This window comes from Cytobacillus sp. FSL K6-0265 (genome assembly GCF_038003465.1).
Lineage (GTDB): Bacteria > Bacillota > Bacilli > Bacillales > Cytobacillaceae > Cytobacillus > Cytobacillus stercorigallinarum.
Genome location: NZ_JBBOPE010000001.1, coordinates 2371612 through 2384791 on the forward strand (window position 1 = coordinate 2371612; position 13180 = coordinate 2384791).

Annotated in this window: 17 protein-coding genes; 4 read left to right on the top strand and 13 right to left on the bottom strand. The window is 34.8% G+C overall.

Features of this window, described 5'->3' with window-relative positions; translation table 11 throughout:
* Window positions 1-11: 11 nt before the first annotated feature.
* The 3 genes from MHH73_RS12045 to MHH73_RS12055 are packed head-to-tail and all read right to left on the bottom strand — an operon-like array spanning window position 12 to window position 2822.
* On the bottom strand, window positions 12-1487 hold the full coding sequence (locus tag MHH73_RS12045; protein ID WP_341067024.1) for a nicotinate phosphoribosyltransferase: 1476 nt from the start codon (window positions 1485-1487) through the stop codon (window positions 12-14).
* 22 nt (window positions 1488-1509) lie between these two features.
* Window positions 1510-2052: a cysteine hydrolase family protein gene (locus MHH73_RS12050; RefSeq protein WP_318245479.1), complete on the bottom strand. Its 543-nt coding sequence runs from the start codon at window positions 2050-2052 to the stop codon at window positions 1510-1512.
* A gap of 14 nt (window positions 2053-2066) precedes the next feature.
* Window positions 2067-2822 carry an NUDIX hydrolase gene (locus MHH73_RS12055; protein ID WP_341067027.1) on the bottom strand — a complete coding sequence of 252 codons (756 nt, stop codon included), beginning with the start codon at window positions 2820-2822 and terminating at the stop codon, window positions 2067-2069.
* 174 nt (window positions 2823-2996) lie between these two features.
* Between MHH73_RS12055 and MHH73_RS12060 the strand changes: the two genes are divergently transcribed.
* Together MHH73_RS12060 and MHH73_RS12065 are read left to right on the top strand one after the other, a co-directional pair.
* Window positions 2997-3491: a DinB family protein gene (locus MHH73_RS12060; protein ID WP_341067030.1), complete on the top strand. Its 495-nt coding sequence runs from the start codon at window positions 2997-2999 to the stop codon at window positions 3489-3491.
* A 73-nt stretch (window positions 3492-3564) separates the two neighbouring features.
* The gene (locus MHH73_RS12065) at window positions 3565-4155 is read left to right on the top strand and encodes a biotin transporter BioY (RefSeq protein WP_191814213.1); all 591 of its coding nucleotides are present in this window, start codon (window positions 3565-3567) and stop codon (window positions 4153-4155) included.
* 171 nt (window positions 4156-4326) lie between these two features.
* Here MHH73_RS12065 and MHH73_RS12070 read toward each other — a convergent pair whose 3' ends face one another.
* From MHH73_RS12070 to crcB (MHH73_RS12080), 3 genes are all read right to left on the bottom strand, one after another.
* Window positions 4327-5256 carry a lysylphosphatidylglycerol synthase domain-containing protein gene (locus tag MHH73_RS12070; protein WP_191814215.1) on the bottom strand — a complete coding sequence of 310 codons (930 nt, stop codon included), beginning with the start codon at window positions 5254-5256 and terminating at the stop codon, window positions 4327-4329.
* A 102-nt stretch (window positions 5257-5358) separates the two neighbouring features.
* Window positions 5359-5709: a fluoride efflux transporter CrcB gene (crcB, locus tag MHH73_RS12075; RefSeq protein ID WP_191814217.1), complete on the bottom strand. Its 351-nt coding sequence runs from the start codon at window positions 5707-5709 to the stop codon at window positions 5359-5361.
* Entirely contained in the window at window positions 5706-6083 is a 378-nt protein-coding gene (gene crcB, locus MHH73_RS12080; protein WP_191814219.1) for a fluoride efflux transporter CrcB, read from the bottom strand. The genes crcB (MHH73_RS12075) and crcB (MHH73_RS12080) overlap by 4 nt, the downstream gene beginning before the upstream one ends.
* Before the next feature lie 93 nt (window positions 6084-6176).
* Between crcB (MHH73_RS12080) and MHH73_RS12085 the strand changes: the two genes are divergently transcribed.
* Window positions 6177-6719: a YhcN/YlaJ family sporulation lipoprotein gene (locus MHH73_RS12085; RefSeq protein ID WP_341067036.1), complete on the top strand. Its 543-nt coding sequence runs from the start codon at window positions 6177-6179 to the stop codon at window positions 6717-6719.
* 271 nt (window positions 6720-6990) lie between these two features.
* Here MHH73_RS12085 and MHH73_RS12090 read toward each other — a convergent pair whose 3' ends face one another.
* The 7 genes from MHH73_RS12090 to MHH73_RS12120 form a co-directional block, all read right to left on the bottom strand.
* Window positions 6991-7194 carry a DUF6501 family protein gene (locus tag MHH73_RS12090; protein WP_191814223.1) on the bottom strand — a complete coding sequence of 68 codons (204 nt, stop codon included), beginning with the start codon at window positions 7192-7194 and terminating at the stop codon, window positions 6991-6993.
* A gap of 116 nt (window positions 7195-7310) precedes the next feature.
* Window positions 7311-7499, bottom strand: coding sequence for a hypothetical protein (locus MHH73_RS12095; protein WP_191814225.1), 189 nt, complete (start codon window positions 7497-7499; stop codon window positions 7311-7313).
* 72 nt (window positions 7500-7571) lie between these two features.
* A complete protein-coding gene (locus tag MHH73_RS12100) occupies window positions 7572-8435 on the bottom strand; it encodes a gamma-glutamylcyclotransferase (RefSeq protein WP_341067040.1) in 864 nt (287 codons plus the stop codon).
* Window positions 8436-8697: 262 nt separating this feature from the next.
* The gene (locus MHH73_RS12105) at window positions 8698-10344 is read right to left on the bottom strand and encodes an AMP-binding protein (RefSeq protein ID WP_341067042.1); all 1647 of its coding nucleotides are present in this window, start codon (window positions 10342-10344) and stop codon (window positions 8698-8700) included.
* Window positions 10345-10588: 244 nt separating this feature from the next.
* A complete protein-coding gene (locus MHH73_RS12110) occupies window positions 10589-11059 on the bottom strand; it encodes a GNAT family N-acetyltransferase (RefSeq protein WP_341067044.1) in 471 nt (156 codons plus the stop codon).
* Between the two features lie 24 nt (window positions 11060-11083).
* Complete coding sequence (locus MHH73_RS12115; RefSeq protein ID WP_191814233.1) at window positions 11084-11587, bottom strand: GNAT family N-acetyltransferase; 504 nt, start codon at window positions 11585-11587, stop codon at window positions 11084-11086.
* Between the two features lie 15 nt (window positions 11588-11602).
* The gene (locus MHH73_RS12120; protein ID WP_341067048.1) at window positions 11603-12346 is read right to left on the bottom strand and encodes a VOC family protein; all 744 of its coding nucleotides are present in this window, start codon (window positions 12344-12346) and stop codon (window positions 11603-11605) included.
* A 257-nt stretch (window positions 12347-12603) separates the two neighbouring features.
* Here MHH73_RS12120 and sda point away from each other — a divergent pair, with 257 nt between their 5' ends.
* Window positions 12604-12735 (top strand): sporulation histidine kinase inhibitor Sda, encoded by a 132-nt coding sequence (sda, locus tag MHH73_RS12125; protein ID WP_191814237.1) that lies wholly within the window; start codon window positions 12604-12606, stop codon window positions 12733-12735.
* Window positions 12736-13180: the final 445 nt, after the last annotated feature.

Here is a 13180-nt window from a genome sequence, read left to right on the forward strand (position 1 = left end):
TCATCCTTTCATCAAGCGTCAGCATTTAGGCTATCTTTAATTTTTTTCTTAATTGAATCGATCAGTTCTATTTTGTTATTCCAGCAAATCGGGCTTAAGTCTACAGGATATTCTTCCGGATTTAATGACCTTCTATACTCATGCCATAATAGAGAAAGGTTTTCTTTCACGTATCCTTGTATCTCCTGTAGACTTGGCTTTTCGTATACTAATTGACCATTCGTAAAGATGTCCTGATGTAAGTCTTTCGCTTCGAAATTGGTGACAAATTTACTAATATAGGTGTGGACAGGGTGGAACATTTTTAAACGTTCTTCTTCTTTAGGATTTTCACTCTCAAGAGCGATATAATCACCCTCTGATTTGTGATTTTCCCTATTTATAATTCGATAAACACGTTTCAAACCAGGCGTTGTCACTTTTTCTGGATTCCCACTAATTTTAATTGTGTCATCCATTTCTCCTGCTTCATTTTCTATAGACACCATTTTATACACAGCACCAAGTGCAGGTTGGTCATAACCGGTAATCAGCTTTGTCCCAATACCCCAAGAATCAATTTTGGCACCTTGTGCTTTAAGATTCATAATTGTATATTCATCTAAATCATTAGAAGCAACAATTTTTGTGTTAGTAAATCCAGCTTCATCTAACATTTTTCTAGCTTCTTTAGATAAATAAGCCAAGTCCCCACTATCAATTCGAATACCGACAAAATTAATGCGATCACCTAACTCTTTTGCAACCTTAATAGCCGTTGGTACACCAGAACGAAGCGTATCGTATGTATCAACAAGGAAGGTACAATCTTTATGTGTTTCTGCATATTTATGAAAAGCAATATATTCATTTTTATATGCTTGTACAAGCGAGTGAGCATGTGTACCTGCTACTGGTATATTAAACATTTTACCAGCACGTGTGTTAGATGTAGCACCAAACCCACCAATTATAGCCGCTCTTGCTCCCCAAACGCCGGCATCCATTTCTTGTGCTCTACGGGAGCCAAACTCCATTGCCACACCATCATCTAACACTTCCATAATACGGGCAGCTTTAGTAGCAATTAAAGTTTGGAAGTTGATAATGTTTAATAAAGCTGTTTCAATTAATTGCGCTTGAGCAAGTGGTGCTTCAATTCTTACAATTGGTTCGTTGGCAAAAACAAGCTCACCTTCAACCATTGAACGAATACTACCTGTAAAACGTAAATTCGCTAAATAATCAAGAAAAGCATCAGGATAATGTAATTCATCTCGCAAATAAGCAATATCACTCTTAGAAAATTCGAATCCTTGCAGGTAATCAATGATGCGTTCAAGACCTGCAAACACACCATAGCCGTTTCCAAAAGGAAGCTTTCTAAAATAAATATCAAAAACCGCTTTTTTATCATGTATGCCATCTTGCCAATATGTTTGTGCCATATTAATTTGATATAAGTCTGTGTGTAATGCCATGCTGTCGTCTGGATATGGCTTGTTCATTCTATTTAATACCCCTTTTTCTTTATTTAACTACTGCATTCAGAGAACCAGTAAAATGATCGAGTGCCCATTTATGACCCATTTCATTAAAACTTGCTGTGGCTCTTTCATAAACAACAATTGAAAATCCTTTGTTATAAGCATCTACAGCCGTGTGTAGTACACATATATCTGTACAAACGCCAACTAAATGCAATTCGCTAATGTTTCGTTCTCTTAATACAAGTTCTAAATTCGTTCCACAAAAAGCACTGTACCTTGTCTTATCTAACCACTTTACATGGCCTAAACCTTTATTTTCCTCGAAAACTTGTTTTAATTTACCATATAGCTCTCTACCCTCTGTCCCTTTTATATTATGAGGTGGATATAGCTTTGTTTCGGGATGAAAATGATCATCTTCTTCATGGCAATCAATAGCCATAACAGTTAAATCACCATTTTTAATAAAATCTTCTGTTATTCGTACAATCTCATCTTCAATAGCAATGGCCGGTTCTCCACAAGGTAATGCTCCGTTAACAAAATCATTGGTATAATCAATATTAATCAAAGCCCTAGCCAAAAGTATCTCCCCCATTATCTTTCTTGATATCGTCCTGTATATATAGGTTTCACTACTTCTACTTCATTAAACCTATATAATTGCGTTGCTTTTTTTGACGTTCTTTGCGTCGTTTTCCCCTCAACCTTTTCTATAAAAGGAAGGGATTTAATTTTCCTAGCAAATGCTTGTTCATTTAGTATAGCGGGATCTTTTGTTACTGTTGATAATACGGCTTGTAATTCTGAGTATGTAAATTCATCTTGTAATAAATTCTTTGCTGCTGTCGTTTGTAACAGCTCACTTTTGATTACGCTCAGGGCATCATAAATAATTTGCCGATGATCAAATGCAAGCTCTAATTGCAGGACGTCATTAATATTCACTAATTTAACGTCAGATGCGTCATCATTTGCTTTTATTTGCCTTAAGTCATCTTCAGAGATAATCGCATAATGGGCATTTGATATAATCCAACCTCTATCATCTCGACCCGGTTCATCATATATGCCAAAATGCTTCATATGCACACAATCAATCCCGGTTTCCTCTTTTAATTCCCTAACAGCTGCCTGCAAGGCATTTTCATGAACGCCAACAAAGCCTCCCGGCAGCGCCCACTTCCCTCCCTCTGTATTTAACTCTCCTTCTGCATTCCATTTAGCTCTCTCAATTAACAAAAGGTTTAAGCTCATAACTGGCGGAGTAAATGGTTTGGATTCCTCTGTAACAATGGTAAAAACAGCAATATCTGCTGTATAGCCATCTGGTGTACGATATTTTTTAGTCATAAGGTAATTGCCCCACCACCATTACATTAATTAACAACTTGATAATTGTTAATTATATTTTACCCTACTTTAAAGAAACTTCAACTCTAATGTTTCATTTGATTGCAGGAGTTTCTTTTTTCCTCAAGAATATATCACAAAAAGAATAATACTTTATTTGAAAGGAAAGAACACATGATTAAAAATATCTCTAATCATATTCAAACAATACGTTCCTTAACAATCCAATCACTCGAGAAATTAAATCCTGCATTCATTTCTACAATCCCAAAAGGATTCAATAATCATATTCATTGGAACTTTGGACATATCGCTTACATACAGGAAAGACTTGTATTTGAACTTTCAGGAGAGAAGATGGGGATTTCAAGTGAATACGAAACATTTTTTGCTGCAGGTACTGCTCCACATCTCTGGCAAGGGAATCCACCAGCTATTTTAGAAATCAAAACTGTATTACAAGAGCAGCCGCAGAGAATCATTTCCGTTGCCGAAAACAGATTTACTGATTCCTTGCCATCCCCATTCACAAATAAAATGGGAATTACTTTTCATACAGTTGGCGAATGTATCCTTTTCTCTATTTTTCATGAAGGGATGCATTTAGAAACCATTAAAAGAATTGAGAAAGCACGACAAATAAGTAAACCAAACACAAAACATAGTTGACATAAAAATACCGTCACACTATAATGTAAACTATATTATACATACGGTTAACATTATGGATGAGGTGAAAGAATTGACGAAAGAACAATTACGATTAAGGTCGCTCCTTACGACAGCATTATTCGCAGCTATTATTGGAATTATGGCACAATTAATTATCCCACTACCTCTCGTCCCAATTACTGGACAAACATTAGCAATTGGATTAGCTGCCGTGATTTTAGGATCGAAATACGGCACTTTTTCCATCCTCTTATATTTAGCATTAGGATGTGCTGGGGTGCCTGTGTTTGCAGAGTTTTCTGCAGGATTCTCAGTAATTGTAGGACCGACAGGTGGCTATTTAATTAGCTATATACCAGTTGTATGGCTGATGGGAAAATACCTAGAGAAAACAAAATTTACATTTGCCCATGCGCTTACAGCCAATCTCATAGGTATGTTTATTACCTTAATTATTGGAACCGCGTGGTTAAAGTGGTTGACTGAATTAAGTTGGAGCGCAGCATTTTTGGCAGGATTCGCTCCATTTATTATCGGTGGTTTGATTAAAGCGATAATGGCCGCATGGATTGGATTAATCGTTAGAAAACGATTAATTAGTGCTCGATTGCTTTTTACGAATCAGTTATCAACTAAACCAGTTGATAAAAGCGCCTCTTAATGATAAAGTTTGGATGCTTTTAAAATAAAGTAATGCGCATACATCTTTATTGTGTGCGCATTTTACTATTTCCCTCAATTATACACATTGGATTTGAGCACCGACATCGGTCTTAATCACACTTCATACTCCCAAATTTACTTCTTTCACTATGATTATTGCCGTCTCTCTTTAGCTAAAAAATTTTTTTGTTTTTAAATGGCCACAAATAGCATTCAGAACAACTGGTGTACCAATTACTGCAGGAATAAAGTAATAGCTAAGGCGATAAAACATTAAAATCATAAATGTTAATTCTGCTGGTATACCGTGCGATTCAAACCCGATTAGAATAACTAAATCAAACGAACCAATTCCGCCAGGTAACATACTTATTATGCCAGCACAAGCAGCCACAATGACAATTGGGAAAACAGAAAATAAAGAAAAATTCACACCGACTATATTTAAAATACCCCAAATACAAATAACGACAAATATCCATTCAAACACTGAGATCATTAATAGTTCCGTTATAAACTCCCTTTTGATGGGCAAACTTTGTAGTTTTCGTTTAATAAAATAGACGAAAAGCAATAGAGGGGTATAAATTGCAACAATCCAAATAGCAAGATGCGCTAATCTTACCTCTGAGAAAAGTTCAGAACCATTAATTAACACAATCCAAGACAAGATTGATAAACCACAAAGATAAAATAATGACAGCTTGGCGATTACCTTAATATAAGGAATATTATTGTCTAAGTAGGGACGGTAATAAACCGTTCTTAATGTTGCACCTGCTACTCCACCAAACCCAATTAAGTTAGAGTAAGCATTTGCAGATAACGAATACCCTAGCAATTTATGCATCGGAATTTTAACTTGCAGTAAGCGATTTAAAATAACATCATAAAAAAACATTGGTGATAAACAAATGAACCCTAAAATAATAATGAAAAAAATTCGCCAAAATGAAAGCTCATCTAAGTAATGCTCAAGCAATGCCCAGTTGAAATCTTTAAAAAATTTATTTGCTTCCATTATTACAATAAGCAAAATGATGCATGGGATAACATATTTTATTACTTGAATTAATTTTTGATTAGAAAATATTGACACGATGATTCACCTTATTCACTACTTTTACAATCATTTTCATTCCCCTTTTGTTTCCATCCTATTAATATGTATTCCATACTTGTCCATAAATGAACAATCGATTTATGGCAACATTTTTAATCCTAACATGAAAAAGGCAATGCCTCCTATATAAGTGACAAATAAATATATAAAAGCCATCTTTTGTTTCTTCATCATTAATTCCACCATTTCTAACTGAACAGATGAAAAAGTCGTAAATGCCCCCAGTAAACCAACTGCAAGTAAAGCTGATACATTTTCCCAATTTAGAAAATGAACAACAATCCCCATCAAGAAGCAACCAAGTAAATTAACGATAACCGTTCCATATGGAAAGAGTGAATTCGTTATCCTATTGATCAACGTTGATAAGTAGAAACGGGCTATGGCACCAAAAAATCCACCTATCATCACATAAAGTATTTCAGTCATGCTCCCCTCACCTCTTTACGGTTACCCAAAACCATACCAAGATAGACCATTACTAATCCTAGTGCGATATTACAAAAAATATAAATAAAACCTTGAATGAAATATCCACTTTCAACTAATAAGACTGTATCCGCACTCACAGTTGATAATGTGGTAAATGAGCCAATTACCCCTACAGTGATTGCTTGTTTAAGTTTAGGATCAATAGGCAATGTGATGGTTGATAAATAACCTAGAACAAAGGCACCAAACACATTGATTATTAAAATATCTACAGGAAACGCACTTTGCCAAAACTGGCCAATGACCATTATAATAGCAAACCTCATGCCCGCACCGATTATCCCGCCAATTCCAATGTATAGATACTTCATCCTTGACCTCCTGCTCCTAAAAATTGTTCATGCATACTATCGATTATATGTGCCAAGCTAACAGTGTAAGAAAAAAAGAAAGGGTGTTAAAAAATGAAAGGTACAATCATTGCAGTTGCTCTTTCAGGCTCTCTCCTATTAACAGCTTGTGGCATGAATAATGGGCAAGAAGTGAACGACACTGCTAATAGAGCACCAGATATGCATGACCCCGCAAAGGTTGGATATGACAGAAATGGCGACAATGATAGACCAAGTATTGACCACAATATTCATACTCGTAATGTCGATTATGATGGAACACAACAATCAATGAGATTCGCTGATAAAACCGCTGATAATATTACACAAATGGACGAAGTAAAAAGAGCAAGAGTTTTACTCACTGGCGACAATGCCTATGTAGCAGCAACCTTAGCGAATGGTAAGGAATTAACACAAGATTTAGAAAGTAAAATTGCTGATCAAGTAAAATTATCTGACCAGAACATTGATGATGTTTATGTATCAGTAAATCCTGATTTCTACAACCGTGTGGACACATATGCAAAAGATGTTCGCGACGGAAAACCAATTGAAGGTTTCTTCGATGAATTTAGTGAAACAGTGAAACGAATCTTCCCTGATCATGAATAATGGTCATTCTATGGTCTGATAGGAAAGTATCCCTATCAGACCTATTTAAACAAAACTTATATTACCTAAAAATATTCTGTAAAGCCATTAAAGTAACAGGCTTGATTATACCAATCATCATCATTTAAATAAGAATCTTATACATAATTATTAAGTTCAATTCTTTGCTCAATAGTCCCGTCCTGCTCCATCCTCAATGCAATGATTATTTCTTTCTTATCTATTTTTTTGCATACGAAAAAGCTGTCAGTTCTTCTGACAGCTTTTCAGCTTACACTTCTTTAAAATAGTCTTTATAAAATCCACTAACTTTACCAGAATTGTCAATGATGAAGAAAAACTCTTCTGTTTCATTTTTCACATCATAGATTTTCCCTTCAGTTAAAGCACGATTAACAATATATTTCGCTGCATTCGTATGTACACATTTTACCTTTTTTAATGTATCACTTTCATGCCAAGTTTGATGAATCATATTTTGCCACTCCTTATGTGTTCTCTTATACAGTGTAAAAAAATAAAATGTGTTCTGCAAGCTGTATTGTGATTTTTTTCTAGATGTGATGATATATACTCATTTGAAATGTGTGTTTATAGAAATACTTTTTGCAAAAAAGATATTTTTTCCTTTTCAAAAGTATACATTTCACTTGTGAAGAAATCTTTAAATGTTACATATAGTATATCACAAATATAATCGATTCTAACCATTTCCAAGTGTTGATAATGTTGCTTATCATAAACAATCTCAAAGAAGCATGTTTTCGTCAATTGTTTCATTTAGACGACCTTCTTTCATCTTTGGTGACATTGTTATATACCCCCAAAGTAGCTTATAGTAAACTTCTTTGTTTAATTCACAACTCCGAGCTTTTTTATTTCATCTTTTAAGTGCTGAACATATTTATAACTGAGTCTCCCTTCAGCTGCCCGCAAAATTTCCCTCGCATAAAAGAGTGGCGGAGCAGACTGGGGATTCTTATCATAAACATGGAAGGTTAATACATCTTTATATATCGTCCCATCGATTGTCACATTAACAAAAGTCGGTCGATAATGACCAACAGTAACGCCTTCTCTTTTAAATAAATAATCCATTGCTTCGATCGGTAATTGATAAACAATGCCTTCTGTTTCACCAGAACCCTCAACAATGTCCGCGCGATTCCCATCAGGTGCATAGAAATAATAGCCCATTTGATAGCCTTTTAACATCCCTACACCGACGACATCTTCAAAAAAATGGTCAACTCCAGCTTTCATAAATCTTTCAGTATCCATACAAGAGCCATAAGCAAAATAGTAAAAAGTCTTTGGGGCATTCCTTTGCAGATTGTATAACTTCCAATCTGAAGCTTTAATTACTTCTTGCTGTAGAGTTTTATCGAGGGATACAAAAATAAGACCTTGTTGCTCGCCTTGATCCGTATGTACGAGCACTTTTTTCCTTACAGATAATGAATGCTTGTCATTTTCTTTATAGCCTTTTAAAACATCGATCGTTTCTAATTGTTCAGTACTGACAGCGTATAATTCACCATATACTCTTTCAGATGGTTTCTCTGACAATTCGACTGTCGGATAACCCTCACTCGTCTCAACCATGACCCCATTTATCCAAGCTTGTTCAGCAATTAAAGGACATTTAGTTAAATAATGATGATGATTCTCATTTTTTCGTAATGTGCCATATACAAAGAGGTGAATCGTTGCCATACACATAAGTGCTCTCCTTTATTGTCACTATAGTAATATATTTATTCTTTCTCCTCCTACAATATTCAACAATTCGAAAGTGATTCCCTCTATCTTTACAAATTTTTACCATATTTTTACCTTAACTACATATCCTATCACCTGAATCCGATTAAAACTCTAGGAAGTTTGGTGGAATAAAAAGCAAGGCAAACAATTTGCCTCGCCTCTTGCTCATTCCTTTTCTTTACTCTCTACATTTTTATTTCATCTCGTCTTTCATTCATAATTTCTGGGCAGTAATCGCTTGAATCGCTTGTTCCTTTAATTTGAATTTTTGTATTTTACCAGAAGCAGTCATTGGGTATTCTTTCGTAAAAGTAATATGTTTAGGTATTTTATGCTTCGATATTTTGTCTTTACAATATTCTTTAATTTCGTCAGCGGTAATGTTAACCTGATCTTTTAATATAATCCATGCCATTACCTCTTCACCGTAAACCTCATCAGGAACACCTACAACTTGAACATCTAAAATGTCAGGATGGCTATAGAGAAATTCCTCAATTTCTCTAGGATATACGTTTTCCCCACCTCTTATAATCATATCTTTCAGACGACCTGTTATTTTACAATAACCATTTTCATCCATAATAGCTAAATCTCCGGTATGCAACCAACCCTCTTTGTCGATAGCTTGTTCTGTCGCTTCAGGATTGTTATAATAACCTTTCATCACATGATATCCCCTTGTGCAAAGTTCCCCTTGAGTACCTAATGCCACTACATTTGATGTCCCGGGTTCAACAATTTTCACTTCTACCTCTGGTAACGCTCGGCCCACTGATTCCACACGTAAATGAAAGGGATCATCCGTGCGTGTTTGAGTAATAACTGGTGAAGATTCCGTTTGTCCATAACAAATCGTTATCTCTTCAATACCCATTTTTTCAATGACCGCTTTCATTACTTCTATCGGACAATTGGAACCAGCCATTACACCTGTTCGCAATGTTTGCAAATTATATTTGCTAAATTGTTTGCTATTGATTTCCGCAATAAACATCGTTGGTACGCCATGAAGTGCTGTACACTTTTCTTGTTCAACCGTTTGTAATACAGTATCAGGATGAAATTCTTGTACAGGTATCATCGTTGCCCCAACTGACACACAAGCTAAGGTGCCAATAACACAACCAAAGCAATGGAAGAATGGTACAGGAATACATAATCGATCATCCTTTGTGAGCTTCATACAAGCGGCAATATTTAATGCGTTATTTACGACATTACTATGTGTAAGCATAACCCCTTTCGGAAACCCTGTTGTACCTGAAGTATACTGCATGTTAATGACATCATCTGGATGTAGCGAACGCAAACGTTCATTTAAGATCTCATCACTAACCCCTTCACCAAGAGTTACAATATCTTCCCAACTATAAGTGCCCGCAAAGCGCTTCTCTCCCAACACGATGACATTTTTCAGAAAGGGAAGCTTGCTACATTTTAACTGCCCAGGCTGGGATGTTTTTAATTCTGGTGCTATTTTATAGAGAATATCTATGTATGATTGGTCACGGTATTTTTCCATCAAAATAATGGTGGTGGCATCAGATTGTTGTAATAAATATTCAAGTTCAGCGGCTTGATAATTCGTATTGACAGTAACCAATACGGATCCAATTTTACCTGTGGCAAATTGAGCACTTACCCATTCAGGTGTATTAGAAGCCCAAATCGCTACATGTTCTCCTTTTTCTAAGCCGAGTTTCATGAAACCTTTAGCAACTGTACGGCAATACTCATTAAAACTATGATATGTGTACCTCAAATCTCTATCTGCATAGACTAACGCTTCGTGATTAGGATTCTCTTCTGCTCTTTTTTCTAATAAATCACCAATCGTAATATTTAATAATTCAGTCAAGTTTTTTCCTCCTCAGAAAATTTTGAAATTAAAACGCTTTCATATATTATTATGTAAAATTCGAATGTAATATTTTTAGTCATAATCATTTAAAGTCAAGTAAGGTAAGCCTACCAGGTTTCTAAACAGACAAATTCCGATCATTCTTGATGTTCAACACCTAAAAACACCTTTAAATTTTTCATCTAATAAAAATTAAAAAGTTCGAATATTTATATATTCGAACCTTCTCGTATGATTTCCTTTATTTTTTTCTTACCATTATATAAAAGGTTGTGCTTTTTCTTTGAAATTGATGTTGAATAATAAAACCGAGTTTTTCATAAAGATGGATGGCTCGTTTATTAAACGAAGCGACTGTTAACCTTATTGGAGTGTTTGGAAAAAGCCTTTCTATTTCCATGAGAATGCTGGTTAAAAAACTTTTTCCCCCTCCCTTTCCTGTTAAATCTGGCCTCATCCCTAGGCCAATATCAATGTATTCATCTATATATAGAAGACGGTTATTCACCGGCACTCTTGCTGATTCACCGTAACAAAAAAAACCAATCATTTCTGCTTGTTTATATATACAGAAGTAGTTTCCCGTTAGCCATTCTTGTTTACGATCTTCAGTTTGAGCGTGATTATAAAAATCATAAGGAGGTGGATAGGTCCAGGAACTGAGGATTTCAGCATCGTCTTCTTTTACTTTATTAAACGTGGTGGTTTCCATATCACTTCCCCCCGTCTCTCGTCCTTAAACTAATCTCAATTCATATACAAGTTCTTCTTGGCGAGTGTCATCAAACCATTCTTTGCCTAATAAAGTAAACCCTAGTTTTTCTACGATTTTTATGGATGCTTCGTTTTTAGGATCACATGAGGCTTGAATGTATTTTACTTTTTTATGTCTTTTTGCTAATTTGATACATGCTGTGATGGCTTCTGTGGCATAGCCTTTATGCCAATAAGATTTTCTAAAATGGGCAATTAATTCAATTCGTTTCACTGAGGCATCAATATTAAATCCAGCTGCTCCAATGACTTCATTGTTTTTCTTATCTTTTAAAATATATACTGAGAGGCCGTATTCTTTATGACAGTCTTCATACCATTTGACGATTTTAGGAATCTTGACAGAAGCAACTGCTCCTCCACTTCTGGCCATCACTTCCTGACTACCCCAAATTTCATTCATTTGTTTAATGTACGCTTTTTCAAATACAAAGAATGTCATTCGTTTCGTTTCATTTATTTGCATGTTACACCCCTCTTTCTATAATGAATGATAAGAAGAGCCAAAGAGTTGTATTGTTTTTTCATTCTTCAAAAAAGGTTGTAATGTAATATAAACGGGACGGTTTTTGCAAGCATGTTTTTCATTATATGCGTCAAACTTAAAGGATACATCTGCAATCATTACATTTGTCCCTTGTTGTTTCCCTTGAAACAACTCACACCATTCCTCAGCTGTTTCTTCAGGTGATTCTACATTATACACAATGTCCTTTACTTTCGTATGAATAAGTTTTTGATCTATCATACCTAATGTCTTGAATTCTTCATATCTCGTATGATCATCTTGTTCCCATTGAATGAAAAAAGGAAAAGGCACTTTACGTTTTGCTTGTAAAAATAGCATCTTCCATCTAATCAGTTGCCCATCTGACCTCATCCGTTCACCAGGAAAGATCGGATAGGTTTTATATCCCTTTTCATTCAATTCTTGCTTTAAAACCTCAATATTTTCTGTGCGAAAACATACTTGCCCTAAGCCCTCAAATGTAGCTATATCCTGCACAGCTTGTTGTATTAAGGGGTTTTCTGATTGCACAGCAGTCGCTTTATTTTCTATAGCTAAAAATTCTATGTAAGATGAGTTTAAGTACAATAAACTATTATATGTTCCCCATTTTTCATGTCTGCCACCTTTTACCGCTTTTATATTCATAACAGATAAATGATCGACAATCTCTTGAGGGCTTCGATTAATAAAATGAACGATATGATCCAGTTTCATAAAGGATCCCCCTTTCATCAAAAGAAAATATATCCAAATTTACTCTAGATAAGATTAGTTTACCATAACTTTTCTACTTATCTATGAAAGTTTTCTTACTCGACTATTACTTCTCAAATAAATTGTTTGTTCTTTATAGACATTTTACATTTCCTTAACAATTAAAAATTTTATTCATTTTTCCTTTTCAAAACAGGGGATAACGTTTACAATAAATAAAAGAATATTCAATCCTTTACCTAGGAGGTATGTATCAAATGAAGATAATGAGTAATGAACAGTTGGTCGTCTCGTATCGTGATGCATTAAAGTCAGGTTCAGAAAAGGAATGGATTCGAATACTTAAAGCTGAAATTCAAAAACGGGGATTAAAACCATTTAAAGAGTAAAGCATAAGGCGAGCAATTATTTGCTCGCCTTTTTTTATTTTGATCTTTCAGTAATGTGGAAGATACCCATCCATTTTTTAATTATCGTTGCTTTATTTCCTTTGTCGTTTGAATTTCATTATTTTGTAGTATTTGTTTATAGTCCATATCAGAAATAACACCCAGCTTTTTGAACAGTACGGAATATTTCAAAATCCTATTTTTCCTTCCTCTCATGGTCATCACTCCTGTTTTTCTATCATAATATGCATTTTATTTATAAAGTTTCCTTAATGCAACATTTTTACATTCGTAAAATTATTTTTATCAAGTGCATAAACCTTACTATTCCCTAAAAGGTTTGAAATTATGATTAATAGGGGACGACTAAAAAGCCTAAGGAATGCAACAATAAAAGGTGTGGGTCGCTTGTTGATGATACAAATGTAAAAATATAGGGTGTTTA